General features: G+C 68.3%; 25 protein-coding genes. 14 read left to right on the top strand and 11 right to left on the bottom strand.

Translation table 11 applies throughout. The annotated features are described in order from the left end of the window. The first annotated feature begins 380 nt into the window (after positions 1-380). The 11 genes from miaA (at position 381) to HBF32_RS07050 (ending at position 12,057) form a co-directional block, all read left to right on the top strand. On the top strand, positions 381-1,340 hold the full coding sequence (gene miaA, locus HBF32_RS07100) for a tRNA (adenosine(37)-N6)-dimethylallyltransferase MiaA (RefSeq protein WP_166698990.1): 960 nt from the start codon (positions 381-383) through the stop codon (positions 1,338-1,340). 110 nt (positions 1,341-1,450) lie between these two features. Then, positions 1,451-1,711: an RNA chaperone Hfq gene (gene hfq / locus HBF32_RS07095; protein WP_166698989.1), complete on the top strand. Its 261-nt coding sequence runs from the start codon at positions 1,451-1,453 to the stop codon at positions 1,709-1,711. Positions 1,712-1,804: 93 nt separating this feature from the next. Beyond that, entirely contained in the window at positions 1,805-3,103 is a 1,299-nt protein-coding gene (hflX, locus tag HBF32_RS07090) for a ribosome rescue GTPase HflX (protein ID WP_166698988.1), read from the top strand. A gap of 110 nt (positions 3,104-3,213) precedes the next feature. Next, positions 3,214-4,347, top strand: a complete 1,134-nt coding sequence (gene hflK / locus HBF32_RS07085; protein WP_166698987.1) for an FtsH protease activity modulator HflK — start codon at positions 3,214-3,216, stop codon at positions 4,345-4,347. After that, positions 4,344-5,213, top strand: a complete 870-nt coding sequence (hflC, locus tag HBF32_RS07080; RefSeq protein ID WP_166698986.1) for a protease modulator HflC — start codon at positions 4,344-4,346, stop codon at positions 5,211-5,213. The genes hflK and hflC overlap by 4 nt, the downstream gene beginning before the upstream one ends. Positions 5,214-5,244: 31 nt before the next feature. After that, positions 5,245-6,552 carry an adenylosuccinate synthase gene (locus HBF32_RS07075; protein ID WP_166698985.1) on the top strand — a complete coding sequence of 436 codons (1,308 nt, stop codon included), beginning with the start codon at positions 5,245-5,247 and terminating at the stop codon, positions 6,550-6,552. A gap of 4 nt (positions 6,553-6,556) precedes the next feature. Then, a complete protein-coding gene (gene folC / locus HBF32_RS07070; RefSeq protein ID WP_166698984.1) occupies positions 6,557-7,843 on the top strand; it encodes a bifunctional tetrahydrofolate synthase/dihydrofolate synthase in 1,287 nt (428 codons plus the stop codon). 136 nt (positions 7,844-7,979) lie between these two features. Beyond that, positions 7,980-8,981 (top strand): SPOR domain-containing protein, encoded by a 1,002-nt coding sequence (locus HBF32_RS07065; protein WP_166698983.1) that lies wholly within the window; start codon positions 7,980-7,982, stop codon positions 8,979-8,981. Positions 8,982-9,023: 42 nt separating this feature from the next. Next, entirely contained in the window at positions 9,024-9,659 is a 636-nt protein-coding gene (locus tag HBF32_RS07060) for a CvpA family protein (protein WP_166698982.1), read from the top strand. Positions 9,660-9,671: 12 nt separating this feature from the next. After that, positions 9,672-11,150 (top strand): amidophosphoribosyltransferase, encoded by a 1,479-nt coding sequence (gene purF / locus HBF32_RS07055; protein ID WP_166698981.1) that lies wholly within the window; start codon positions 9,672-9,674, stop codon positions 11,148-11,150. Between the two features lie 109 nt (positions 11,151-11,259). Next, the gene (locus tag HBF32_RS07050) at positions 11,260-12,057 is read left to right on the top strand and encodes a ferritin-like domain-containing protein (RefSeq protein WP_166698980.1); all 798 of its coding nucleotides are present in this window, start codon (positions 11,260-11,262) and stop codon (positions 12,055-12,057) included. Positions 12,058-12,125: 68 nt separating this feature from the next. Here HBF32_RS07050 and HBF32_RS07045 read toward each other — a convergent pair whose 3' ends face one another. From HBF32_RS07045 to HBF32_RS07005, 9 genes are all read right to left on the bottom strand, one after another. Continuing rightward, entirely contained in the window at positions 12,126-12,851 is a 726-nt protein-coding gene (locus HBF32_RS07045) for a UDP-2,3-diacylglucosamine diphosphatase (RefSeq protein ID WP_166698979.1), read from the bottom strand. After that, positions 12,848-13,564, bottom strand: coding sequence for a peptidylprolyl isomerase (locus tag HBF32_RS07040; RefSeq protein WP_166698978.1), 717 nt, complete (start codon positions 13,562-13,564; stop codon positions 12,848-12,850). Before HBF32_RS07040 ends, HBF32_RS07045 begins: the two co-directional genes overlap by 4 nt. A 65-nt stretch (positions 13,565-13,629) precedes the next feature. Next, the gene (locus tag HBF32_RS07035; RefSeq protein ID WP_166698977.1) at positions 13,630-15,147 is read right to left on the bottom strand and encodes a Ppx/GppA phosphatase family protein; all 1,518 of its coding nucleotides are present in this window, start codon (positions 15,145-15,147) and stop codon (positions 13,630-13,632) included. Between the two features lie 73 nt (positions 15,148-15,220). Next, positions 15,221-15,754, bottom strand: a complete 534-nt coding sequence (locus HBF32_RS07030; RefSeq protein ID WP_166698976.1) for a hypothetical protein — start codon at positions 15,752-15,754, stop codon at positions 15,221-15,223. Further along, positions 15,751-16,896 carry an MGDG synthase family glycosyltransferase gene (locus tag HBF32_RS07025; protein WP_166698975.1) on the bottom strand — a complete coding sequence of 382 codons (1,146 nt, stop codon included), beginning with the start codon at positions 16,894-16,896 and terminating at the stop codon, positions 15,751-15,753. The genes HBF32_RS07030 and HBF32_RS07025 overlap by 4 nt, the downstream gene beginning before the upstream one ends. Then, entirely contained in the window at positions 16,893-18,968 is a 2,076-nt protein-coding gene (gene ppk1 / locus HBF32_RS07020) for a polyphosphate kinase 1 (RefSeq protein ID WP_166698974.1), read from the bottom strand. Before ppk1 ends, HBF32_RS07025 begins: the two co-directional genes overlap by 4 nt. Positions 18,969-19,055: 87 nt before the next feature. After that, positions 19,056-20,333, bottom strand: coding sequence for a phosphate regulon sensor histidine kinase PhoR (gene phoR / locus HBF32_RS07015; protein ID WP_166698973.1), 1,278 nt, complete (start codon positions 20,331-20,333; stop codon positions 19,056-19,058). Positions 20,334-20,391: 58 nt separating this feature from the next. Then, positions 20,392-21,081 (bottom strand): phosphate regulon transcriptional regulator PhoB, encoded by a 690-nt coding sequence (phoB, locus tag HBF32_RS07010; protein WP_166698972.1) that lies wholly within the window; start codon positions 21,079-21,081, stop codon positions 20,392-20,394. Between the two features lie 105 nt (positions 21,082-21,186). Then, positions 21,187-22,803 carry a M48 family metalloprotease gene (locus HBF32_RS07005; RefSeq protein WP_166698971.1) on the bottom strand — a complete coding sequence of 539 codons (1,617 nt, stop codon included), beginning with the start codon at positions 22,801-22,803 and terminating at the stop codon, positions 21,187-21,189. A gap of 157 nt (positions 22,804-22,960) precedes the next feature. Between HBF32_RS07005 and grxC the strand changes: the two genes are divergently transcribed. From grxC to HBF32_RS06990, 3 genes are all read left to right on the top strand, one after another. Next, positions 22,961-23,230 (top strand): glutaredoxin 3, encoded by a 270-nt coding sequence (grxC, locus tag HBF32_RS07000; RefSeq protein ID WP_166698970.1) that lies wholly within the window; start codon positions 22,961-22,963, stop codon positions 23,228-23,230. Then, positions 23,230-23,619, top strand: a complete 390-nt coding sequence (locus tag HBF32_RS06995; protein WP_166698969.1) for a carboxymuconolactone decarboxylase family protein — start codon at positions 23,230-23,232, stop codon at positions 23,617-23,619. Before grxC ends, HBF32_RS06995 begins: the two co-directional genes overlap by 1 nt. Positions 23,620-23,707: 88 nt before the next feature. Continuing rightward, complete coding sequence (locus HBF32_RS06990) at positions 23,708-24,730, top strand: isocitrate dehydrogenase (protein WP_166698968.1); 1,023 nt, start codon at positions 23,708-23,710, stop codon at positions 24,728-24,730. Between the two features lie 162 nt (positions 24,731-24,892). Here the strand turns inward: HBF32_RS06990 and HBF32_RS06985 are convergent, their stop codons facing one another. Together HBF32_RS06985 and thiD are read right to left on the bottom strand one after the other, a co-directional pair. Next, positions 24,893-25,816 carry an aspartyl/asparaginyl beta-hydroxylase domain-containing protein gene (locus tag HBF32_RS06985; protein WP_338039796.1) on the bottom strand — a complete coding sequence of 308 codons (924 nt, stop codon included), beginning with the start codon at positions 25,814-25,816 and terminating at the stop codon, positions 24,893-24,895. A gap of 100 nt (positions 25,817-25,916) precedes the next feature. Beyond that, the gene (thiD, locus tag HBF32_RS06980) at positions 25,917-26,687 is read right to left on the bottom strand and encodes a bifunctional hydroxymethylpyrimidine kinase/phosphomethylpyrimidine kinase (RefSeq protein WP_166698966.1); all 771 of its coding nucleotides are present in this window, start codon (positions 26,685-26,687) and stop codon (positions 25,917-25,919) included. Between the last annotated feature and the right edge of the window lie 5 nt (positions 26,688-26,692).

Here is a 26,692-nt window from a genome sequence, read left to right as displayed (position 1 = left end):
TCATCAAGACCATCCTATCCACAGCTCGTGTGGATACCCGCTGCATAAGCATGTGGACAACTCCGTTCCACCGTTACGCGACGCGCACTTGCGTTGCGTTGGTCACAAACGCGCCAGCGTGTTCGCGATATCCACAGCCGGTGTGGATACGCGCTGCATAAGCGTGTGGACAACTTCGTTTCGACCTTGTGCGACGCGTACTTGCGTTGCACTGCTTATGAATTGCCCAGGGCGGCACTGGCGGCGTGTCCGCACGATATCCACAGCCGATGTGGATACGCGCTGCATAAGCATGTGGACAACTCCGCTTGCACCTTGTGCGACATGTACTTGCGTTACGCTGGTCAACGCGTGCCCACCACCGTAATCTTGCGGCCGCAATGAGCATCGACCGCCGCCCTCTCGCCATCTTCCTGATGGGCCCGACCGCCTCGGGCAAGACGGCGCTCGCCTGCGCGTTGGCCGATCGGTTCCCCCTCGGCCTCGTCAGCGTCGATTCGGCGCTCGTCTATCGCGGGCTCGACATCGGATCGGCGAAACCGGATGCGGCCACGCTCGCGCGCTATCCGCATGCGCTCGTCGACATCCGCGATCCCGCGCAGCCTTATTCGGCCGCCGAGTTCCGCGAGGACGCCGTCGCGGCGATGGAGCGGATTTCGGCGGAGGGCAGGGTGCCGTTGCTGGTCGGTGGCACCGGACTGTATTTCCGTGCGCTGCAACGCGGCCTCTCCGATCTCCCCGATGCGGATCCGGCGTTGCGCGCGCGGCTGGCCACCGAGGCATCGGTCATCGGCTGGGAGGCGCTGCATGCGCGCATGACCGCGCTCGATCCGGCGGCGGGTGAGCGGATTCGGCCGGGCGACACCCAACGGATCCAGCGCGCGCTCGAAGTGATGGAGCTGACGGGGCGGCCGTTGAGCGAGCTGCAGCAGGGCGGCAGCGCCGTCCGCTTCCCGTGGCGCGTGCTGAAGCTGGCGCTCCTGCCCGGGGACCGGCGCGTACTCCACGAGCGCATCGAACGGCGTTTCGACGCCATGCTGGCCGCCGGCTTCCTCGACGAGGTGCGCGCACTGCGCGCCCGCGGGGACCTTCACGCCGACCTGCCCGCGATACGCGCGGTGGGCTACCGGCAGGCGTGGGACTACCTCGAATGTGAAGGCGATGCCACGGAGTTCCGCAACCGTGGTATCTATGCCACTCGTCAACTCGCCAAGCGCCAGGTCACCTGGCTGCGAAGCGAGATGGACGCCCGAACGTTCGACCCGGACCGGGGGGATCCGTTGCCCGAGGCCGAACGCGCGGTGGAGCAGTTCGTTGGAATGCCGATGCCGTCACGGTAGTGGCTTCCAGCGGGCATTTAAAAGCAGTTAAGATTCCGGGCACTTGGGCCGGGGCGCCGCATGGCGTTTTTTTACCCGGACCCGTACGAGTAGCGTAGGGGAGAAGAAGAATGTCCAAAGGGCAATCGTTGCAGGATCCATTTCTGAACGCACTGCGCCGCGAGCGCGTGCCGGTCGCCATCTACCTGGTGAACGGCATCAAGTTGCAGGGCACCATCGAGTCGTTCGACCAGTTCGTGGTGCTGCTGCGCAACCAGGTGAGCCAGATGGTGTACAAGCACGCCATCTCCACGGTGGTCCCGAGCCGCAACGTGCGGGTCGGCGGTCACGAGAACCATGGCGAGGCATCGTCGGGCGACGGCGAGGGTTGAGGGGCCATCGGCGGAATCCCATATAGTGACCTCGGATGCGCGCGTGCCCCCGGGCCGCGCGCATCGTTATTCCACATGAGGTCATTCCCCTAAGTGTTCGATAGACAAAAGAAAGGCGATCGCGCCGTGCTGGTGCTGCCGCATTCCCGCGGCGAAGGCGATGCGATCCGTCGCGGCGAGGAGTTCGCCGAGCTGGTGACCTCGGCGGGCGCCGAGATCCTTGCCAGCATCCCGGCGCGCGTGGACGTGCCCAATCCGCGTTTCTACATCGGCAGCGGCAAGGCCGACGAGGTCGCCGAGGCCGTGCGCGCCCTCGAGGCCGATCTGGTCCTCGTCGACCACGAGCTCAGCCCCGTGCAGGAGCGCAACCTCGAAAAACACCTGAAGGCACGCGTGGTGGATCGCGCGGGCCTCATCCTGGACATCTTCGCCCAGCGCGCCCGTTCCCACGAAGGCAAACTGGAAGTGGAGCTGGCCCAGCTGAAACACCTGGCCACGCGCCTGGTGCGCGGCTGGACCCATCTCGACGCCCAGCGCGGCGGTGCCATCGGCAACCGCGGCCCGGGCGAAACCCAGCTGGAAACCGACCGCCGCCTGCTCGCCGAGCGGGTGAAGATGCTGACGAAGCGCCTCGGCAAAGTCGGCGTGCAGCGCGACCAGCAGCGCCGGGCGCGGCTGCGCAACACCGTGCCGCGGGTGGCCCTGGTCGGCTATACCAACGCGGGCAAATCCACCCTTTTCAACGCGCTGACCACCGGCGGTGTGTACGCGGCGGACCAGCTGTTCGCCACGCTGGATCCCACGGTGCGCAAGATCGACGGACTCGCCTGCGGGCCGGCGGTCGTGGCCGACACGGTCGGTTTCATCCGCGAATTGCCGCATGACCTGGTCGCAGCCTTCCGCGCGACGCTGGCCGAGGCCCGCGACGCGGACCTCCTCATCCACGTCAGCGACGCCGCCGACGAGGAGCGCGAACTGCTGGCGCGTGTGGTGAATTCGGTGCTCGAGGAGATCGGCGCAGGGGACGTGCCGCAGCTCTCGGTCATGAACAAGATCGACCTCGCGGACGCCGCGCCCCGCGTCGACCGCGGCGACGACGGCAAGCCGCGCCAGGTCTGGCTCTCCGCCGCCACGGGCGAGGGGCTCGACGGCCTGCGGGAAGCGCTGGGCGAACTCCTTGGCGGAGAACGCATCCGGGCCGGTCTTGAGCTTCCTCTCAGTGCCGGCCGCCTCCATGCGCGGCTGAAGGCGGCGGGTGCCATCGCCGGCGAGGCGATCGACGAGCACGGCTGGCACCTCGATATCGACGCGCCGCGCTCGGTCCTCGCGCCACTGCTGGGCGACGATGTCCATGCCGGTGCCTTGCGGGAACTGATCGAGCCGGCCCTGTAGGAGCGAATGGCCATCTGATAGAATTTGGGTGTTTGCGTGCCCCATCGGCGCTTCCCCAAAGGCTCTCACGCCACCCACACCCTCCGTTCCGGAGAAGGAGACTGCCGCCCATGGCTTGGAACGAACCCGGCAACGGCCAGAAGGACCCCTGGAACCGCAACCGGTCGAGTGGGCGCAAGCCCGATCTCGACAGCGTGCTCAAGAGCCTCAGGGCCCGTTTCGGCCGCTTCGGCGCAGGCAGCGGCGGCATCATCGCCGTGGTGCTCGTCTTCGTCCTGGCGTGGCTGCTGGTGTCCAGCTACACCGTGATCGACGCCCGTCAGGTGGGCGTGGTGCTGCGCTTCGGCCAGTTCTCGCGAATCCTGCCGCCGGGCTTCCACCTGAAGGCGCCGAGCCCCGTCGAAACCGTGACCAAGGTCGAGACCACCCAGGTGCGCTCGGTGTCGGACAACGTCTCGATGCTCACCCGCGACGAGAACATCATCGCGATCGACTTCAACGTGCAGTACCAGGTATCGGATGCACGGAAGTTCCTCTATTCCAACGCCGACCGCGAAGAGAACACCATCCACAACGCGGCCGAAGCCGCGGTGCGTTCCGTGGTCGGCGCCAACATCATGGACAACATCCTGACCACGCCGGGCGTCGACACCCCCGCGCCGGACCAGGCGCCCGCCGCCGGTGTCGCGCCGGCCGCGAAGGAGACGCTTCAGCAGCAGACCCGCGACATCCTCCAGGCCACGCTCGACAAGTACGACGCCGGCATCCTGGTCACGGGCGTGAGCTTCCAGAACGTCTCGCCGCCGAAGGAAGTGAAGGACGCCTTCGACGACGTGAACGCCGCGCGCGAAGACAAGCAGAGCGAAGAGAACAAGGCCCGCGCCTACGAGAGCCAGGTGGTCCCGGTGGCCCGGGGCGATGCCGCGCGCATCGCCGCCGAAGCCGACGCCCAGCGCGTGGAGCGCATCGCGCGCGCCAACGGCGACGTCGCGCGCTTCAACCTGCTGCTGAAGGAATACCGTGCCGCGCCGGAGGTCACCCGCCGCCGCCTGTGGCTGGAAACCGTCGAGGACGTGATGGCAGGCAATCCGAAGGTGATCGACGGCAGCAACGGCAAGAACATCATCCAGTTGCCGGTCGAGCCGAACAACGGCGCCGTGCGTAACGTGCCGGGCATCGGCACGGTCGTCCAGTCCGCGACGACGGACGCCAATCCGAATCCGTCGCAGGGGAGTGCCCAGTGAAGTTCGTTACCGGCATCGTCATCGTCGCCCTGGTCCTCCTCGGGTTCAACAGCGCCTTCGTGGTGAAGGAAGGCGAGAACGCGCTGCTGCTCCAGTTCGGCCGCATCGTGCGCGCGGACTACAAGCCCGGCCTGCATTTCAAGATTCCCGTCGTGCAGCAGGTCATGCGCTTCGACAACCGCATCCTCGGCCTGGACGCCCAGCCCGAGCGTTACTTCACGCTGGAGAAGAAGAGCGTCAACGTCGACTTCTACGTGAAGTGGCGCATCGCCGACAATGCCGCGTATTACCGCGCCACGTCGGGCGAGGTGGTGCAGGCCGTCCAGCGCCTCACGCCCATCGTGAAGGACGCGTTGCGCTACGAGTTCAACGCGCGTCCGCTCGAGGACCTCATCGCCGGGGGCCGCAAGGACATTACCGAGCGCGTGCGCCATCAGACCGACCTCGCGGCGCGCAAGAACCTCGGCATCGCCGTGGTCGACGTGCGGATCAAGCGCATCGACCTGCCCGACGAGGTCAGCGGCTCGGTCTACAAACGCATGCGCGCCGAGCGCCTGCAGCTCGCGAACGAACTGCGTTACACGGGCAAGGAAAGCGCCGAGACGATCCGCGCGGACGCCGACCGCCAGAAGCTGGTGCTGCTGGCCGACGCCAACCGCGAGGCCACGAAGGTGAAGGGCGACGGCGATGCGCAGGCAGCCGCCATCTACGCCCAGGCCTATAGCCAGGATCCCGAGTTCTTCGCGTTCTATCGCAGCCTGGCGGCTTACCGTAAGGCCTTCGCCGACGGCAAGGGCACGTTCGTGCTGAAGCCCGATTCCGAATTCCTGCGCTACCTCAACGACGGTCCCGGCCGTCAGCGCTAAACATCGCATCTTTATCTGAGAGATACAGCACATGGGCAAGTCAGTCGTCATTCTCGGCGCGCAATGGGGCGACGAGGGCAAGGGCAAGATCGTCGACCTCCTCACCGAACGCGTCGGCGCCGTCGCGCGCTTCCAGGGTGGCCACAATGCCGGTCACACGCTGGTGATCAAGGGCAAGAAGACGGTCCTCCACCTCATCCCGTCCGGCATCCTGCGCGACGACGCGCTCTGCCTCATCGGCAACGGCGTGGTGCTGTCGCCGGCCGCGCTGATGAGCGAGATCGCCGAGCTGGAGGCGCAGGGCGTCGACGTGCGTCCGCGCCTGAAGATCTCGCCGGCGACGCCGCTGATCATGCCGTACCACATCGCCGTGGATAAGGCGCGCGAGGCCGCCTCGGGCGCCAAGGCCATCGGCACGACGGGCCGCGGCATCGGTCCGGCATACGAGGACAAGGTGGCACGCCGCTCCATCCGCGTGGCCGACCTCATGTATCCGCACGAGCTGCCGGAGAAGGTCAAGGCCGCCGTCGAGTACCACAACTTCGTGCTCACGGAATGGCTGAAGGCCGAGCCGGTCGACTACCAGACCGTGCTCGACGAGGCGCTGACCTGGGGCGAGTACATGCGTCCGATGGTCGACGACGTCGCGACCATCCTGCACGACGTACGCCGCGACGGCGGCAATATCCTGTACGAAGGCGCGCAGGGCGCGCTGCTCGACATCGATCACGGCACCTATCCGTACGTCACCTCGTCCAACACCACCGTCGGCGGTGCGCTGGCCGGTACCGGCGTGGGCGCGCGCGACATCGATTACGTCCTGGGTATCTGCAAGGCCTACGCCACCCGCGTCGGTGGCGGTCCGTTCCCCACCGAGCTCAACGACGAGATGGGCGAACTGCTGCGCAAGAAGGGCAACGAATTCGGCGCCAGCACGGGCCGTCCGCGCCGCTGCGGCTGGATCGACCTCGTGGCGCTGAAGCGCGCGGTGCAGATCAACGGCATCGACGGCCTCGCCATCACCAAGCTCGACGTGCTCGACGGCCTGGAGACCATCAAGGTCTGCATCGCGTACGAATACCGCGGCAAGCGTCGCGAGCTCGCGCCCCTGGACGCGGACGGCTGGGCCGAGTGCAAGCCGGTGTACCTCGAGTTCCCGGGCTGGGAAGAGTCCACCGCGGGTATCCGCGACTGGAACAAGCTGCCGCCGGCCGCGCGCGCCTACCTGCGCGCCGTGGAGGAACTGTCGGGCTGCAAGCTGGCGCTGGTCGCCACGGGTGCCGATCGCGACGACACGATCGTGCTCGACGATCCGTTCGGCGGCGACGGCAACTGTTGATCGCATGACCCGCACGCTGGGCGAGTGGCTGGCGTACCAGGAACGTACGCACCCGCGCGATATCGAACTCGGTCTCGAGCGGGTGCGCAGCGTGTGGGAGGCCATGGGTGCGCCGCGCCCCGCCCCCATCGTGATCACGGTCGGCGGCACGAACGGCAAGGGCTCCACCGTGGCCCTGCTTGAAGGCATGCTGCGCGCCGCCGGCTACCGCACGGGTTGCTATACCTCGCCGCACCTGCTCCGCTACAACGAGCGGATCAGGATCGACGGCGAGGATGTCGAGGACGACGCGCTGGTCGCGTCGTTCGAGCGCATCGAGGCCGCGCGCGGCGGCACTCCCCAGACGTATTTCGAGTTCGGCACCCTGGCGGCGCTGGACCTGATGGCGCGCGCGGCACTCGACGTGGCGATCCTCGAGGTCGGCCTTGGCGGGCGGCTGGACGCCGTGAACATCGTCGATGCGGACGTCGCCGTCGTGACGACGGTCGATCTCGATCACCAGGACTGGCTGGGCAACGACCGCGACAGCATCGGCCGAGAGAAGGCGGGCATCGCCAGGGCGGGGCGCCCGGCGATCGTCGGCGAAGCGAATCCGCCGGAAGGGCTGCTCGAGGCACTGCGCGCCATCGGCGCGACCCTCGTCCAATCAGGGATCGCCTACAGCGCGAATGTGGAAGCCGCTATAGCGGCTCCCACAGGGGATTCATGGTCGTGGGTTCATCGCGACGGCACGGTGCTGGAACTTCCATTCCCGGCACTGGCCGCGCCCATCCAGCTCGCGAACGCCGCGACGGCGATCGCCGCCATCCACGTGCTGGGCCCAAGGCTCGACGTGTCGCCGGCGGCTATCCGCTCGGCGTTGGCGGCCGTCCAGGTCGCGGGCCGCCTGCAACGCATCGCCGTACACCCGCGCACTCTCGTCGACGTGGGCCACAACCCTCAGGCGGCGCGCGCGCTCGCGGCGTGGCTGGATGCGCAACCCTCGGGCGGTCATGTGCTCGCGGTGTACGGCGCCCTCGCGGACAAGGACGTGGCGGGCGTCGTCGAGGCGATAGGGCAGCGGATCGACCGCTGGTTCGTCGCCGGGTTGGATCGCGACACGCCGCGCGGCCTGGCGGCGGAGCCGCTGGCCGCCACGCTCGCCGCCGTGTTGCCCGGCGCGGCGGTCTCGCCGTATCCGAATGTCTCCGCCGCCTGGGCGGCCGCGCGCGAAGCGGCGACCGCCGACGACACCGTGCTGCTGTTCGGCTCCTTCTTCGTCGCGAGCGCGGCCCTGGCGGCTCCGCGGTAGGAGCCGCGGCGGCGGCGAGGGGCCGTACCTCTCCGCGTCATGGCTCCGCTGGCTTCTCGCCGCCATAGCGGCTCCCACCCCCTTTGCCGGGTATAATCGCGTCGATTCGCATTGCACCGGTCGTATGGAGCCTTCCTTGAAAACACGCCTGCTGGGTGCCGCCGTTCTGATCGCTCTGTTGGTCCTGTTCGTGCCGATGTTCTTCTCCAGCACGCCGCCGAAGACCGACGCGGACCAGACCGTGAGCCTTGCCATCCCGCCGGCGCCCGACCGCGAGCTGCAGACGCGTACCCTCGACGTCGCGCCTGCCGGCACGCCCGTTGCCCCCGCCGCGAACGCGACGGCGGCGCAGCCCGCCGCGCCGGCCGCCAGCGTGACGCCGGGCAACGGCAACCGCCTGGCCTCGGTGGAGATCGCCTCGCGGAAGCCCGCCGACGCGCTCCCTGAGGACCTCGCCACCCCGCCGGCCGCCGCCAAGCCGGCAACGCCCGCGCCGAAGCCCGCTGCCGCCGCGCCGGCAGCGGCCGCGCCGGTCGCCAGCGCCCCGGCCTTGCCGCCCGGTACCGCCGCCCGCGGCAGCTACAGCATCAATCTCAGCGCCTACGCCGATCGCAGCAAGGCCGATGCGCTGGTCCAGAAAGTGAAGGCCCTGGGCTATCCGGTGAGCACCGCCGCCATGAACCAGGCCGGCAAGGCGCTGACGCGCGTCACCGCCGGACCCTTCGAGACGCGGGCCGCCGCGGAGGCCGCGCGCCTGAAGATCGCCGCCGCCGCGCCAGGCGCCCCCGCCACGCTGCTGTCCAAGGCGGAAACGCAGACGGCGGATGCGCCCGCACCGGCTCGCCCGGCGGCCACCAAGGCGCCGGCACCGGCCGCCGTGCCCGCCGCCCCGCCGCGTGCCGGCGGCTTCGCCGTTCAGGTGGCGGCGGTCAGCAGCGAGGCCGACGCGACCCGTCTGCGCGACAAGCTGCGTGGCGCCGGCATCCCGGGTTACGTGGACAGCATCGCTTCCAGCAGCGGCGCGAAGCTCTGGCGCGTCCGCGCCGGGCCGCAGACGCAGCGCGACGATGCGGTCCGGCTCAAGGACCAGATCAAGGCCAAGGTGGGCCTCGACGGCGTCGTCGTGCCGGCGCCCTGACGGGCCGGATCTGCCAGCCGTCGCCAAGCCGGAGCGTATCGCGTGAACTGGGTCGACTACGTCATCCTCGCCGTGCTGTTCATCTCGGTCTTGATCGGCCTGGCGCGCGGCCTCATTTCGGAGGTGCTTTCGCTCGTGATCTGGGTGGCCGCCTTCTGGGTGGCCTGGCTGTTCGGCCCCACGGTCGCGCGGTATTTCGAGCACAGCGTGTCGCTGCCCACGGCGCGGGTGGCGATCGGCTACGGACTTTGCTTCATCGCGGTGCTGCTGGTGGGTGCCGTGTTCCGGTTCCTGATGTCGCGGCTGGTCTCCGGCACGGGGCTGGGCGGCGTGGATCGCCTGTTCGGGATGCTCTTCGGTCTCGTGCGCGGCGTGCTCATCGTCAGTGGCGTGGTGTTCCTGCTGGGCTTCACCGCGTTGCCGAACGAGCCGATGTGGCGCGAATCGACGATGCTGCCGCAGTTCGCCGGGCCGGCGGCATGGCTGGGTCAGCAGGTGCCGGCGAACGTGCGCGACTACATGCATCCGCCCGCGGCGCTGAAGGATGTAAAGCTGCCGGACGTGAAATTGCCCAGCCGGGAAGAATTGATGAAACTGCGCGACCTCACGACACCCGCGCGGCCCACCCGAGAACAGAACGCTCACCCTGCCGCCGCGACCACGGCGGCCTCTTCGTAGAAGGCAAGACCCATGTGCGGAATCATCGGCATCGTCGGTACCACGGAAGTGGCATCGGCTCTGTATGACGGCCTGACCGTCCTGCAACACCGCGGGCAGGATGCCGCCGGCATCGCCACCGTGGACGGCGCCCGCCTGCGCCTGCACAAGGGCAACGGGCTGGTTCGCGACGTCTTCAATTCGGCGGGCGTGAGCAAGCTGCGCGGCCGCATCGGCATCGGCCATTGCCGTTATCCCACCGCGGGGTCGGAAGGCACCGAGGAGGCGCAGCCGTTCTACGTGAACTCGCCCTACGGCATCGCCTTCGCGCACAACGGCAACCTCGTGAACACCGAGACCCTGCGCAAGGAGATGTTCGAGGACGACCGCCGCCACATCGATACCGACTCCGATTCCGAAGTGCTGCTCAACGTGCTCGCGCACGAGCTGCAGGTGGAGGATCGGGGCAACCTGACCCACGAGCACGTCTTCAAGGCAGTGTCGCGCGTGCATGCGCGCGCGCGCGGCGGCTACGCCTGCATCGCGTTGGTGCTGGGTTATGGCCTCATCGCGTTCCGCGACCCCCACGGCATCCGTCCGCTGGTACTCGGCGAGCGGGTCACCGCGGAAGGCCGCGAATATGCGGTGGCCTCCGAGTCCGTGGCACTCGACGTCCTCGGCTTCAAGCGCCTGCGGGACGTCGCGCCGGGCGAGGCGGTCATCATCACCGAGGGCGGCGAACTGCTCGCGCAACATTGCGCCGAAGGCGCGGTACATGCGCCGTGCATCTTCGAATACGTGTACCTGGCGCGTCCGGATTCGATGATCGAGGACGTCTCGGTCTACAAGGCGCGCCTGCGCATGGGCGAGAAGCTGGCGGAGAAGATCCTCCGCGAACGCGGCCCCGACCATGGCATCGACGCCGTCATCCCCATCCCGGACACCTCGCGCACGGCGGCCAGCTCGCTGGCGCAGGCACTGGGCGTGCCCATGCGCGAAGGACTGGTGAAGAACCGTTACATCGGCCGCACCTTCATCATGCCGGGGCAGGGCGAGCGGGTGAAATCCGTGCGGCGCAAGCTCAACGCCATCGACCTCGAATTCCGCAAGAAGAACGTGCTGCTGGTGGACGATTCGATCGTCCGCGGCACCACCTCGCGGCAGATCATCCAGATGGCCCGCGACGCGGGCGCGAAGAACGTCTACTTCGCCTCGGCCGCGCCGCCGGTGCGTTACCCGAACATCTACGGCATCGACATGCCCGCCGCCTCGGAACTGATCGCGGCCGGCCGCACGGTGGAGGAAGTGGAGAAGGCGCTCGGTGCCGACTGGCTGGTCTACCAGGATCTCGACGACCTCATCTGGGCGGTCACCGACGGCAACGAGGACCTGCGGCAGTTCGATACCTCGTGCTTCTCCGGCGAATACGTCACCGGCGTGGATGCGCGTTTCCTCGAACAGCAGGAAGCGATGCGCTCGGACGCGGCCAAGAACGAACGCCGCAGCGCGTGACGGCTGTGTTGGGGATGTGGGAGCCGGCTACGCCGGCGATCCCGCGGCAGCGGGCAAGCGTGCCGCGAGCACCCATCGCCGCTGAAGCGGCACCCCCATGGGATCGGCCATGAATGACCTGCACGCAGCGGCCCGCCGCTGCCTCGACACCGCCGATCCGCTCGAGAAGGTGAGGCTTAGCTTCGAAACGTGGGCTGCGCTCAAGGCCGGAAGCGTCTCACCGGATACGTCCTCACCGCCGCCCCAGCCGATCGGCCTGCCCGGGCGCCCGGAGCGGCCGCGGCTCGTACCGGCGCGCGAACTCGCGCAGCGCGGACTCGGTACGGAAGCGGGCCGCGCCGCGCTGGTGCATGCCATCGCGCACATCGAGTTCAACGCCATCGACCTTGCCTGGGACGCGGTCTACCGCTTCCGCGGCAAACCGGATGCGTACTATCGCGACTGGGCTTCCTGCGCCAACGACGAAGCGCGTCACTTCACCATGCTGTCCGCCCGCCTTGCCGAACTCGGCCACGCTTACGGCGACTTCGACGCGCACAACGGCCTGTGGGAAATGGCGGAGAAGACCGCGCACAGCGACACCGCGCGCATGGCCCTCGTGCCGCGCGTGCTGGAAGCGCGCGGCCTGGACGTCACCCCCGGCATGATGGAGCGCCTGCGTCGCCAGGGCGACGAGCGCACGGTGGCGATCCTCGAAGTCATCCTGCGCGAAGAGGTCGCGCACGTCGCGGCGGGGACCCGCTGGTTCCACTGGTGCTGCGCACGCGACGGCATCGACCCCGAAGCGACCTTCGCCCGGCTGCTCGCCGATTACATGAACAACTCGCTGCGCGGGCCGTTCAACCTGGAGGCCCGGCGCGCGGCTGGTTTCTCGGAGTCCGAACTGACCTGGCTGACCACCCTGTAGGAGCCGCTATAGCGGCGAGGAAACCTTGCGACTCAACGGCAAGATTGCCCTCGCCGCCATGGCGGCTCCTACAGGGTCAAGCCGCGCAGGTCGACGCGATCGCCATCGATCGCCAGCACCGACCCGTGGTCGTACCAGTCGCCCAGCACGATGCGTTGTGCGGGTGCGCCGTCGAGCGTGAAGTCGTGGATCGCCGGACGATGCGTATGCCCGTGCAGCAGCCGGTACACGCCGGCCGTGCGCATGGCCCCTTCGACTGCTTCCTGGTTCACGTCCATGATCGTTTCGTCGATGCGTCCCGTGCGCGACTTGCTGTCGCTACGGGCCTTCGCGGCGAACGAGCGGCGGGCCTCGAGCGGCATGGACAGGATCTGCGCCTTCCATGCCTCGGTGCGCACCTGGGCGCGCACCGCCTGGTATTCCACGTCGTCGGTGCAGAGCACGTCGCCGTGCATCAGCAGGGTGGGCACGCCTTCGATGGTGTGCACGGTGCCGTCGTCGAGCAGGATCATGCCGGCACGCTCGGCGAACGCCGGTCCGAGCAGGAAGTCGCGGTTGCCGACCATGAAATAGACCGGCACGCCCGCGTCGTGCAGGCCGCGCGTCGCGGCGGCGATGCGCCCGGGCAGCTCGGCGTCGTCGTCGTCGCCGATCCAGGCTTCCACGAGGTCGCCGAGGATGTAGAAAGACGTCGCCGAACGGGCTTCCTCCGATGCGAGAAAGCGTTCGAAGAGAGCGGTGATGTCCGGCCGTGCGTCGTCCAGGTGCAGGTCGGCGATGAGCAGCGTGCTCATGCGGACTTCGACGGCACGGCCGCTTTCTTTTCGCCCTTTTTCGGCGCCGGGGTCTTCGCGGGCGCGGCGGCGGTGGAAGCGGGCGCGGGCGCGGCCTTCTCTTCGCCGACCACGTTGGCCGATTCGATGATCACGAGCGGATTGGGCACGTCGCCTACGAACGGGCCCTGCGCACGGGTGGGCAGCGCGGCGATCTTGTCGATCGTTTCCATGCCGGACACGACCTTGCCGAACACCGCGAAGCCCCAGGTGAGGCTGCTCTGGTTGCCGACGTAGTCGAGGCGCCGGTTGTCGACGAGGTTCACGAAGAACTGCGAGGTGCCCGAGTTCGGGTCCGTGCCGCGCGCCACGGCGACCGTGCCGCGCAGGTTGGACAGGCCGTTGTCGGCTTCGCTGGGGACGGCGGCGCGGGTACGCCGTTGGGTGAGGTCGCGGCTGTAGAGGCCGCCCTGCACCATGTAGCCGTTCACCACGCGATGGAACACCGTGCCGTCGTAGAAGCCGTCGCGCACGTACTGGAGGAAGTTGGCGACGCTCTTCGGCGCCTTCTCCGGAAACAGCTCGAGGGTGAAGTCGCCCTGGCTCGTGTGCATGAGCACCCGCGGGTGCTCGACGGCGGCGGGAGGCTGAGGCTGGGTCGCAGGCTTGGCCGCCTGTGCGAGGGTGGCGACAGGCAGGGCGAGGAGGGCGCTGGCGACGAAGGCTCTGAGCATGGATGACTGGTCTTGACGGTGGAACATTCCCGGCATGATACGCCCGTTTGCCGGGCGGTTCCCGCTCATTCGGTGACGATCTCGAGTTCCAGGCCCAGTTCCGCCAGCGGCTCGCGCTCCTGTTCCAGGTCCGCCTCGGTCAACGGGTGCTGGTCGAGCCAGTCGGCGGGTAGCGAGAGGCGCAGGCGCTGGCGCGTGGCCACGACGCGGATGCGCGGCAGGGCTTCGGCGCGACGCGCGCGACGGAAGAGCACACCCAGCCGCAGGATCGCGGTGATATGGCGGGCAAGGACGCGGTAACGCACGGGCAGCGCCGAGATCGCGGATTTCTCCGGTTTGCGGCGATGCGACTCGACGATGGCCGCGAGCAGCTGCTGCTCCTGCCGCGAGAAACCGGCCAGGTCGGCGTTGCGCAGGATGTAGGCGCCATGGCGGTGATGCTGGCTGTGCGCGATGGCGAGGCCCAGCTCGTGCACGCGGGCGGCCCAGGAAAGCCATTCGCGCGCGTCGTCGTCGAGCTTCCATACCTTCGCGAGCTGGTCGAAGATGGCAAGGGCGGTGGTCTCCACCCTGCGCGCCTGCGCGCGGTCCACGCCATACCGGGTGGCAAGGGAATCGATGCTGGCCATGCGCGGGTCGGTGCCGGCGGAGCGTCCGATCAGGTCCCAGAGCACGCCTTCGCGCATGGAGCTCTCCGACACGCGCAGGCGTTCGATGCCCAGGGCCTCGAACGCGGCCTCGAAGATGGCCACGCCGCCGGCGAAGACGCCCGCGCGATCGTCGGCAAGACCCGGCAGCTTCAGCACGTCCGACGAACCCTGCTCGATCAGCGCCTCGCGCACCGCCACCAGCGATTCCGGCGTGATGCCGTCGTCGGAGAGCTTCATCGCCCGAACCACCGCGCCGATCGCCTTAGCGGTGCCGGAGGACCCGTAGGCATCGGCCCAGCCGGCCTCGCGGTAATCCTCGGAAAACTGCTGGAGCAGCACGCCGATTTCGCGCCGCGCACGCAACCAGCGCTTGCGCGTGATCTTGCCGCCGGGAAAGAAGCGCAGGGTGCTGGCGATGCAGCCGACCTGCACACTCTCGGTGAGGATGGGCGACGTGCCGCGACCGACGATGAACTCCGTGCTGCCGCCGCCGATGTCGATCACCAGGCGATGGTCGCGCGACGCGGGCAGGTCGTGCGCCGCGCCGAGGAAGATGAGGCGGCCTTCCTCGCGGCCGGACACGATTTCCACCGGATGCCCCAGGGCGGCCTCGGCCGCCGAGAGGAAGGCATGCGGCGAGGCCAGCCGGCGCACGGTGTTGGTGGCCACGGCGCGCACGTGCAGCGCGGGAATGCCGGCGATGCGCTGGCCGAAGCGCGCGAGGCTGGCGAGCGCGGCGGCGCGGTGCCCGGCATCCAGCGTGCCGTCGGGCCGCAGGCCTACCGCCATGCGCACCGTGTCGCGCAGGCGGTCGATGACGCGGGGCTCGCCGTGTTCGTAGCGTGCCACCACCATGTGGAAGCTGTTGGACCCGAGGTCGACGGCGGCGAGCAACTCGCCTTCGTTGATCTGCGATTTACCTGTGGGTGCCATCTGATAATTCTGTCATGGCCGGGCAAGAGAGTGTAGGAGCCGCTATAGCGGCGAGGGGGAACTGCCTCAACGCTTACTCGCTTCGTGGGCTTCTCGCCGCTATGGCGGCTCCCACGGCAGGGCGGGGCTTCGGCAACGCAGAGAGAACGAACAACACGATGCACAGGAATCCGAAGACCCAGTAATCCGTGGGCGCCGGTCCCCACCAGTGCCGGTGCCAGGGCACGTCCGCCGGGTCGAACCGGGCCAGTCCGAAGGCTGGATTCAGCACGAACCACAGGCCGTCCTCCGCCACCCAGAACAGCATCACGCAGGCGATGGCCCGTACCTGGGCACGCCAGCTCCAGAAGCCGCGAAACACCATCGGGAAGTGGAAGAACAGGGCGATGAAGGGAAAGACCCATGCGTGGTAGCCGGTCATCGGCCGTCCACCCCAGAGCAGGTCCAGCAGCCAGTGGTTCTCGATACGCCAGGTGGGCAGGCTCGTGGCCCAGCCGTGCGGGCCCTCGATCTCGATTTCCACATGGGCGAAGCAGAAGGCGAGGAGCAGCGTGAAAAGGGCGGTCGAGACGACGGCGGCGATGCGGCGACGCGGGGAATGGCTCATGCACCGTCCAACTGGTCGAGCACCGTGGCCACGACTTCGCGTGCCGCGTGCGGACGCCCGATCGCACGCGCGTTCGCGGCCATGGCGGCGAGACGCGCGGGTTGCGCCTGGATCTGGCCGATACGCCAGGCGAGCGACACGGCGTCGATCGCCTTCCATGCCGCGCCGTGTTCCAGCAGGTAGTCGGCGTTGCGTTCTTCCTGGCCCGGAATGGGCGCGTTGACGATCATGGGCAGGCCCATCGCCAGGCATTCGGAGGTGGTGAGGCCGCCGGGCTTCGTGATGGCCAGGTCGCAGCAGGCCATCAGGCGGTCGACGTGCTGGGTGTATCCCTGCGGGAAGAGCCTGCCGGGGTAGCGCGACGACGCGAGGGCGCGCAGCCTTTCGAGTGCCGCGGCGTTGCGGCCGGCAAGGACCACGAGCTGGAAGCCCTCGGCCGCCGAGAGCAGGGCTTCGGCAAGCTCGGCCAGTCCGCCGACCCCGGCGCCGCCGCCCATGACGAGGTAGACCGGCTTCTCCGGGTCGAAACCGAATTCGGCCGAGAGCTCGCGCCGGTCGTGCGGTCCGGCGAACGCGGGCATCACCGGGATGCCGGTGGCGTGCACGCGCTCGGCGGGCAGGCCCACGGCGCGCATGCGTTGCGCGATCTCCGGGCTGGCGGCGAGGTAGCCGGTCATTTCCGGAATGATCCACATGCGATGCAGGTCGAAGTCGGTGACCTGCAACCACACCGGCACGTCGATCCGTCCCTTGCGGATCTGCCGTGCGAGCATCTCGGCGGGAAGGAAATGCGTGCAGACGATCGCGTCCGGCGCGAACTGCGCGATGGCGGCGCGCAGCCGCCGCGTGTTGAGGCGCTCGACGGTCCGCCGCATGCGCTGGGTGAGCGCTTCGGGACGGGCGTCGTCGGTGATGCGGTAAAGCATGCCCCACAGCTGCGGATGCCGCGTGATGAGGCGCAGGTAGAAATCGGCGTAGATGCGCCGGAAGCTCGATGGCACATAGTCCATCACGTCCAGGTGGCGGGCCTCCACCTCGCGTCCGTCCTCCGCCAGCGTGGCAACCGCCGCTTCGAGCGCCTGCGCCGCGCGGACATGGCCCGCGCCGGCGGACACGGACAGGAGGAGGATGCGCCGCTTCACCCGCTGTAAGCCGCGAGGAGGGCTTGCTGCGCCGCGTGCGGCGCCTCGCCCCTGGCCGGGTGGCTGCGCGTGTAGCGGCCGTCGCTGCCGAGGATCCACGCCTGCGTGTTGTCGCGCAGGTAGTTGTCGAGCGTCTCGTCGTACACGCGGCGGGCGAGTTCCGGCTGGAGGATCGGCACGCCCACTTCGATGCGGCGCATGAGGTTTCGCTCCATCCAGTCCGCGCTGGCGCAGTACAGTTCGGGCGCGCCGTCGTTGCCGAACCAGTAGACGCGGCTGTGCTCGAGGAAGCGCCCCACGATGGAGCGGACGCGGATGTTGTCGGACACGCCCGGAATGCCCGGGCGCAGCGTGCACGCGCCGCGGATGATGAGGTCGATCTGCACGCCCGCCATGGAGGCGCGGTAGAGCGCTTCGACGACGTGCGCCTCGTTCAGTGCGTTGAGCTTGGCGACGATGCGGCCGGGCCGCCCGTGGCGTGCGTGCTCCGTCTCGCGCTCGATCTTGGCCATCACGCTGGTGTAGAGCGTGAACGGCGAATGCAGCAGGCGTTTCAGCTGGATCATCGGGCCGAGGCCCGAAAGCTGCTGGAACACCTTGTGGATGTCCTCGCCGATCTCCGGATCGGCCGTCATGAGGCCGATGTCGGTGTAGCCGCGGCTGTTGCCCTGGTGGTAGTTGCCGGTGGACAGGTGCACGTAGCGGCGCAGGCCGCCGCCTTCGCGGCGCACGATCAGCAGCATCTTCGCGTGGGTCTTGTAGCCCACCACGCCGTAGACGACCTGCACGCCGGCTTCCTGCAGCCGGTTCGCGAGCCCGATGTTGGCCTCCTCGTCGAAACGCGCGCGCAGCTCGATCACGACGGTGACGTCCTTGCCGTTGCGCGCGGCCTCCACCAGGAGGTCGACCAGCGGCGAATCCTTGCCGGCGCGGTACAGCGTCTGCTTGATGGCGAGAACGCCCGGATCGTCCACGGCGCGGCGCAGCAGTTCCACCACCGAGGCGAAGGATTCGTAGGGGTGGTGCAGCAGCACGTCGCGGGCGCCGAGGACGTCGAACTCGTTCACGCCCTTGTCGAAGGCGGGCGAGAGGCGCGGGGTGAAACGCGGGAACTTCAGTTCGGGGCGGTCCACCTGGTCGTAGATCATGCCGGCGCGGATGATGTTCACCGGGCCGTCGCAGCGATAGACGTCCGTTTCCTCCAGGTCGAAATTCGCGATCAGCATCTCGGTGATCGCGCGCGGACAGTCGGCGCCGACCTCGAGGCGGACGGGGCGCGCGTAGCCGCGACCGGCGAGTTCCTCGCTCAGCGCACGGGCGAGGTTCTCCACCTCGGCCTCCTCGACCACCAGCTCGCTGTTGCGCGTGACGCGGAACTGGTAGGCGGCGCAGACCTGGAAGCCGGGGAAGATCTCGTCGGCGAACGCCTGCAGCACTTCGGCGAGGAAGACGAAATCGCCGTCGCCGCCGGAGACCTCGGCGGGGAGGTGGATGATCCTCGGCAGGGAGCGCGGTGCCCGCACCAGCGCCATGTGACCCTCGCGCCCGAACGCGTCGCGGCCCTTGAGCACCACGGCGAGATTGAGCGTCTTGTTGAGGATGCGCGGGAACGGATGCGCGGGATCGAGGCCGAGCGGGGAAAGCACCGGCATGATCTCGTTCTGGAAATAGCCCTGCAGCCAGCGGCGTTGCTTGTCGCTCCAGCCGTCGCGGGTGAGGAAGCGGATGCCCTCGGCATCGAGCGCCGGCAGCAGTTCCTCCCGCCAGGTGTCGAAGATCTCGGCCACCAGCTCCAGCGCGCGCTCGCGGATGCGCGCGAGGATCTCGCTGGACGAGAGGCCGTCGGCACCCGGTACGGCGGCGCCGAGGGCGTGCTTGTGCTTGAGCACGGCCACGCGCACCTCGAAGTATTCGTCGAGGTTGTTGTTCACGATGGTGAGGTAGCGCAGGCGCTCCAGCACGGGCACGTCGGGATCGCGCGCCTGGGCCAGGACACGGAAGTTGAATTCCAGTGCCGCCAGTTCGCGATTGATGTACAGCTCGGGGTTGGCGAGATCCACGGTCTTGCTCATGCGTTCCAATGTTCCACTCACGACGTCCGATGGTGGCTCATCGGCGATCATGCCGGAAAGCGGCGACGCAGCAAGCCATCCTGGCCATCAGGGGTGCAGTCCGGCGGCTTCCTGGACCCGCGCTCCGTCGATCAGGCGCTCGCTGCCGAACACGCAGGCGAAGGTCGAGCCCTTGCCAGGCTCGCTTTCGATCGCCAGGCGGGCCTGGTGCAGGTTCAGCACGTGCTTCACGATGGACAGGCCGAGGCCCGTGCCGCCCGAGTCGCGCGAGCGGCTGGACGATACGCGGTAGAAGCGTTCGGTGAGGCGGGCGATGTGCGCGGCGGGAATGCCGAAGCCGGAATCCTGTACCGAGAAGCGCGCGCCGCCTTCGAATTCGGCCCAGCGGATGGCGATGCGACCCCCGGTGGGCGTATAGCGCACGGCGTTGCTGACGAGGTTGGAGAACGCGCTGTGCAGGTCCTTCGGCGAGCCGAGCAGGTCGTACGGGGTGGCGACATCGAGCGATATCGTGTGCCGCCCCTGGCTGAGCGCTTCGGCCTCCTTGCGCAGGCTGGCGAGCAGGGGAGACATCTGCACGTGCTCCTCGGCCACGTGGTCCTGCGTTTCCAGGCGGGACAGGGTCAGCAGGTCTTCCACGATCTGGCCCATGCGCTTGGACTGCGCGCGCATCTCGTCGAGCACCGGCGCCAGTTCGGGCACGTCTTCCGGGTCGAGCAGCTCGAGATAGCCGTGGATCACCGTGAGCGGCGTACGCAGCTCGTGCGAGACGTTCGCCACGAAGTCGCGGCGGATCTGTTCCAGGCGGGTGAGGTGGCTGGTGTCGCGCGCCAGGAGCAGGCGCTGCCGGCTGCCGAAGGGCAACAGCGTGGCGGTGACGTGGCGGTTGGGATGGCCGGGGGCGGTGACGTCGTTGAGCGGTTCGCGTCCGCCGTCGGCGAGCCATTCGGCAAGTTCCGAATTGCGTAGCAGCTCCGCGATGGAACGGCCGCGGTCGCGCGGACGCTTGAGGCCGAGCAGGTCTTCCGCCGCGTGGTTGAACCAGCGCACGTGCAGGCCGTGGTCGAGCAGGACCACGGCGTCCGGCAGGGTTCCGGCCGCGCTGCGCAGGTCGCGCAGGCGTGAGGCGATACGGCGGGTGCGAGTCATCAGACGGTCATGCTCAGGGTGGGACGTGGCGGGCGATTGCAACATTGGCCGCGTCTTATGACGGAACAAAGACAGCAGCACGACGGTTTCCGCTACGGCGACCGCGGCGATGACAGGAAGGGTCGCACCTACCAGCAAACCGACGCCGGCGGCCGCCAGCAGCGCCACGGCGCATGCGGCGGGAAGTCGCCAGGTGGTGACGAAGCGATCGGACATGCGTTGGGCCGATGACGGTCTGGTGGCACCCACCATAGCGCGCCTGGACCCGGAAAACCTAGGTATTGGAGGAGAACCGGTAACCTGCGCCGCGGACGGTCTGGACCATGTCGTCCAGCTTCCACGGCTCCAGCGTCTTGCGCAGGCGGCGGATGTGCACGTCGACCGTGCGTTCCTCCACATACACGCTGCCGCCCCATACGTGGTCGAGCAGCTGCGCGCGCGAGTACACGCGCTCCGGGTGGGTCATGAAGAAGAAGAGCAGGCGGTATTCGGTCGGCCCGATGGGCACGGCGTCCTCGCCGGCGAACACACGGTGCGCTGGCCCGTCGATGCGCAGGCCACCGAGTTCCACCACGCCCGACCCGTCGTCGCCCTGGCTGCGGCGCAGCACCGCCTTGATCCGGGCGATCAGTTCGCGGGTGGAGAAGGGCTTGATGACGTAGTCGTCGACGCCGGCTTCCAGGCCGTTCACGCGATCCATTTCCTCGCCGCGGGCGGTGAGCATGATGATCGGGATCTCCCGCGAGAGTTCCTCGCGGCGCAGGCGCCGGGCCAGCTCCAGGCCACTGGTGCCCGGGAGCATCCAGTCCAGCAGGATCAGGTCGGGAACCCGTTCCGAGATGGCCATCTGGGCGGCGCGGGCGTCCGCGGCGTGCGCCGCATCCATGCCCGCCTTGCGAAGCGCGAAGGCGACCATGTCGCGAATCGAAGCTTCGTCTTCCACGATAAGGATGCGCTTATGCACGCTGTGACCGCTCGTTGGCTATGACGGTCATATTGCAGCCATGCAGTGTTACACGGCAATGACAATCGTCACATTAGGCCTTTTCGGCAAACCGGCGCCCGCCGTTCACTGGCTCCGGCCGTCCGGGTTGTCGTCGGTGGCGACGCGCTTCTTGCGCAGTTCGAGGAGGAGCGGGGTCAGGTCGCCGATACGGGCCTGGATGCGCGAGCGCTGGTAGTAGTCGAGGTCGTCCCGCTTCAGCAGCCGGCGCAGCTGTTCCATGGCGTCGAAGGGGCGGCCGGACAGGTAGGCGCTGTCGGCATAGGCCTCGGCGGCGCGCACGCTGTCTCCCGCGCGTTCGCTGGCCCGGGCAAAAGTGCGAAAGATCTCAGGATCGTCGCTGTCGTCGAGCATCGGCCGCAGCATGGCCGCCGCCGCGCGGGCGTCGTCGGCCCGACCGCTGTTGGCGAGAGCCTTGGCGTAGCCCAGGACCACGGCCCGGTTGCGGGGGGAATTGTCGTGCAGGGCCTTGTAGATCGCCATGGCGTCGCCGTGCCTGCCCGCCGCCTGGTATGCGTCCGCCATGGCGAGCCGGATCACCACATTGCCCGGCTGACTCGACAGGAGCGGCTGGAGCTGGTCCACGGCCGCCGCGCCCTGCTCGCTCCGCAACAACGCCAGGGCGTACCCGTAGCGGTTGGCCGCGGTATCGAAATCCTTCCGCTTCAGGTTGCTGGCGTAGTAACCGGAGAGCTTCCGGGCGTCGCCCGACAGGACGCGCACGCGCTCGCGCATCAGCGCATACGTGTCGCCGACGCTGTCCTTGGGGGGCTTGGCGGCGGTGCCGACCAGGGTGGTCGGGTCCTTCACGTACAGCACCGGGGCGGTGCTCTTCTCCCAGGTGGTCTTGTCGAGGGTGGGCAGGCGCGGCCGGTTCGCCTGGCGCTCCTCGAGCACACGGGCGCGCGCCTTCGCGTCGCTGATGCGGGCGAGGGTCACCGGATGGGTCTGCAGCAGCGCGGGGAGGGCTTCCTCGCCCTGACCGACGCGCAGGGTGTCCTGCATGCGGCCGAAGAAGCCGGCCATGGCATTCGGGTCGAAACCGGCATTGGCGAGGGTCTGGATGCCGACCCGGTCGGCCTCGATCTCGTCCTTGCGGGTGAAGTTGATCTGCCGTTGGAGAAGCAGGCCCTGGCCGCCCATGAGCACGGCGGGAGCGGCGTCGCCCGCGCCGCCGCCCGCGCCGGCGGCGATGGCGCCCAGCAGCACGAGGGCCATCAGCGGAGCGTTCTTCTTCGAGTCCTCGAAGGCCCGGTACAGGTGGTTCTGCGTGATATGGCCGATTTCGTGCGCGATGACGCCGGCCAGCTCGCTCTCGCTGCTGGTGATGTCGATCAGGCCGGCGTTCACGCCGATGTAGCCGCCCGGCGCGGCGAAGGCGTTGATCTGGTCGTCGCGCACGATGAAGAAGGAGAAGTGGTCCTTCGGACGGTCGCTGGCCGCCACCAGGCGGTAGCCCAGGTCGTTGATGTACTGGTCGAGCAGCGCGTCGTCCACCGTCATGTCCAGCGCGTGCATCTGGCGCAGCATCATCGCGCCGTACTGGTCGGCCTCGCGCGGACTGATGAGGGCGTTGGCGGAGCTGCCCAGGTCGGGGAGGCGGACGGCGTCCTGGGCGCCCGCGACCAGGGTCGCGAGGGTGGCGGTGGCGATGAGGGCGAGGCGGGGAAAGGACGGGCGCATAGGTCGAACGACGATACCATCACCAAACGAAGAGTCGCCTTCCACGGACGGGGCGCTTGGATGGCTTTGACAGTAAGGTGGGCCGCGGGTTCGTTTCGTCTTGTAAAATCCGTCCCGGGCCACCATTTCGCGCCTATTCCCGCCGAGAAATCGTTCCATGTCCACCCCCGAGATCACCATCTATTCGACCGCCGTCTGCCCGTACTGCGTGGCGGCGAAAAACCTGCTCAAGGCCAAGGGCCTGTCCTGGAACGAGGTGCGGATCGACGCCGATCCCGCCCAGCGCGAGGCGATGCTCGAGAAGAGCGGCGGCCGTCGCACGGTGCCGCAGATCTTCATCAACGGCACCCATGTGGGCGGTTTCGACGACCTCGCCGCGGCCGACCGCAGCGGCCGCCTGGCGGAGATCCTCGGGGCGGCGCACTGATGGCCGGCGATCGCGTGGAAGAGTTCACCGCGTTCCGCAAACGGATGAACGAACGGATCCTGGCCGAGGACAACCAGGTGGTGCGCCGCTTCTTCGCCCTCGACACGCAGACGTACCGCGAGGGTGCGCTGGACGTGAAGACCAAGGAGATGCTCGGCCTGGTCGCCTCGATGGTGCTGCGCTGCGACGACTGCATCAGCTACCACGTGGCCCAGTGCAAGGAAGCGGGCGTGAACCGCGACGAGTTTTTCGAGGTCTTCAGCGTCGGCCTCGTGGTGGGCGGGTCCATCGTGATCCCGCACCTGCGCCGCGCCGTCGATTTCCTCGATTCCCTCGAAGGCGAGGCGACGGGCGAAGCGGCCGCCTGCGCGGACCACACGACCGCCTGACCCGCGCGCGATCCTTGAGGAAACGGGGTAGATCGCCGATAATTGGACGATTTTCTCCCCATTGCGCCACCCCCTCAGGAGTATCCCCATGAGCAAAACCATTGCCGTGATCCCCGGCGACGGTATCGGCCCCGAGATCATGGACGCGACGATCCGCGTCCTCGACGCGCTCGACTGCGGCCTCACCTACGACTACGTGGACGCCGGCATGGTGGCGCTCGAGAAGCATGGCGATCTCCTGCCGCAGGCCACGCTCGATGCGATCGAGAAGCACAAGGTGGCCCTCAAGGGTCCGCTGACCACCCCGATCGGTGGCGGTTTCACCTCGATCAACGTCACCCTCCGCCGCAAGTTCGACCTCTACGCTAACGTGCGTCCGGCGATCAGCTTCCCGGGCACGAAGGCGCGCTACGAGAACATCGACATCATCACGGTGCGCGAGAACACCATGGGCGCGTACATGGCCGAAGGCCAGACGCGCGAGGGCGAGGGCGAGAACGAGGTGGCCGTGTCGGTCATCCGCAACACCCGCCCGGGCATGGAGCGCATCTGCCGCTACGGTTTCGAGATGGCGCGCAGGAAGGGGCGCAAGAAGGTCACGGCCGTGCACAAGGCCAACATCATGAAGACCTCGTCGGGCCTGTTCCTCGACGTGGCGCGCGAAGTGGCGAAGGATTACCCCGATCTCGAATTCAGCGAGATGATCGTCGACAACGCGTGCATGCAGCTGGTGATGAATCCGTACCAGTTCGACGTGATCGTCACCACCAACCTGTTCGGCGACATCCTCTCCGACCTCTGCGCCGGTCTGGTCGGTGGCCTCGGCCTCGCGCCGGGCGCGAACATCGGCAAGGACGCGGCCATCTTCGAGGCCGTGCACGGTTCGGCGCCGGACATCGCGGGCCAGAAGAAGGCCAACCCCTGCGCGCTGCTGCTCGCCGCGGCCGACATGCTCGACCACCTCGACATGGTCGCCAAGGCCACTCGCCTGCGCAGCGCCATCCGCGACACGATGGACGCCCGCGACCGCACCACGCCGGACGTCGGCGGCACCGGCACGACCGATACCTTCGGCGACGCGATCGTCGAGCGGATCCGCGCCACGGCGTAAGCCGGCGGTTCCGTTGTACACCGAAAGCCCCGCCCATCGCGCGGGGCTTTTGTTTGGGCGGGTTTGTGCGGGAGCCGCTTCAGCGGCGATGGGTGCTCGCGACAAGCGTGCCCGCTGCCGCGGGATCGCCGGCGTAGCCGGCTCCCAGAGGTTTCACGCTTATCAGCGGACGAATGGATACGGCGCCAGGAAGATGAGCCAGATCAGCAGCAGGATGCCGATGTACTTCAGCACGCGGAAGAGTTTCGGGTTCGACTTCTTGAACCGTCGCGAGCGCTCGCGGCTACGCTGGTTGAGCGCGAACATGCGGTTCACGAAGCCGACCTGCTCCTTGCCGTCGTCGCTGTTGGGCGAGGCGGTGATCGACCCCATGAAGGCACCCACGCGCTTGTTGATCGCGGTCATCAGGCCGCTCTTCAGCGGACGTTCCACATCGGCGAACAGGATCACGCGGGTCTGGTCCGTGCGGTTCTCGGCCCAGTGCACATAGGTTTCGTCGAAGACCACGTCCTTGCCGTCGCGCCACGCATGCATTTCGCCGTCGACGAAGATGCGGCAGTCGTCGGAGTTCGGCGTGATGAGGCCGAGGTGGTAACGCAGCGACCCGGCGAACGGGTCGCGGTGCGGATTCAGCTTGCTGCCCGGCGGCAGCAGGGCGAACATCGCGGCCTTCACGCTCGGGATGGCGTTGAGCAGCTTCACCGTTTCCGGGCACAGCGCTTCGGCGGAGGCGAGCGGTTCGCCGTACCACTTCAGGTAGAAGCGCTTCCAGCCCTGCTTGAAGAAGGAATTGAACGAGGCGTCGTTGTGCTTCTCGGCGGAGCGGATGAAGCCCTCGTCGAACAGGTGCAGCGCTTCCTCGCGAATGGCCTGCCAGTTGGCCTGGAGCAGGTCCAACTGGGGGAAGCCGCTGCGGTCGAGGATCGGCCGGGCGGGCACGGCGGAGAAGGCGTACATCAGCAGGTTGTACGGCGCGAAGATGGCCGAATGGTCGACCAGCTGGCGGTCGAAGCGCAGGCGCGAGCGGCCGCGCAGGTGCACCAGCAGCACGCAGAGCGTGAACAGGATCAGCACGTACAGGACGATGAAGCGTGGCCCGAGGAAATTCATGCGTTGGACTCGAGGGGAGCGGGCGATACATACGGCCGCGGGCGGCCCGTATCAACGCGCATAGGATACTCCGGGCTCAGTGTCCGAGCACGTGGGCGGCACCGCCGCCGGGCCGCCAGGCGCGCTGGAAGGCCTTGTTCACCCAGGCGAGCGCCTCGCGGACGGCCTGGCGGGGCGACCGCCCCCGCGCCAGCCCGGCGGCCACCGCCGAAGCCAGGGTGCAGCCGCTGCCGTGGCCTTCGAAAGGGAGGCGGGGATGGCGGACTTCCACGACGCCGGTGGCGTCGTAATAGCGGTCGACGACGTCGCGGCCTTTCGCGTGGCCGCCTTTGAGCAGGACACCTCCGGCACCGAGGGCGAGCAGGTCGGCGCCGACGGCATCGATGTCGCGGCCCAGCGGCCGGCCGAGCAGGGCCTGGGCCTCCGGCAGGTTGGGCGTGATCACGTCGGCCAGGGGAATGAGGCGATCCACCAGCGCCGCGATGGCGTCCTCGTCGAGCAGCCGCGCGCCGCTGGTGGCGATCATGACCGGATCGACGACGAGCCACGCCGGCTGTCGCTTGCGCATCTCCCTCGCGACGAGTCGGGTGACGGCGGCGCTGCCGAGCATGCCAGTCTTCACCGCGGCGATGGGGAAGTCGTCGAAGACAGCGTCGATCTGGCTGCGGATATGGGCCAGGGGCAGGGTGTGTACCGCCGTGACGCCCCGCGTGTTCTGCGAGGTGACCGCGGTGATGGCGGTGAGGCCGTGCGTGCCGCGCGCGTGGAAGGTCTTCAGATCGGCCTGGATGCCTGCGCCGCCACCGGAGTCGGAGCCGGCGACGGTGAGGGTGTTGGGTCTGGTCATGCGTG

The organism is Luteibacter yeojuensis (assembly GCF_011742875.1).
Classification (GTDB): domain Bacteria; phylum Pseudomonadota; class Gammaproteobacteria; order Xanthomonadales; family Rhodanobacteraceae; genus Luteibacter; species Luteibacter yeojuensis.
This window is presented reverse-complemented; position numbering and strand designations above follow the sequence as displayed.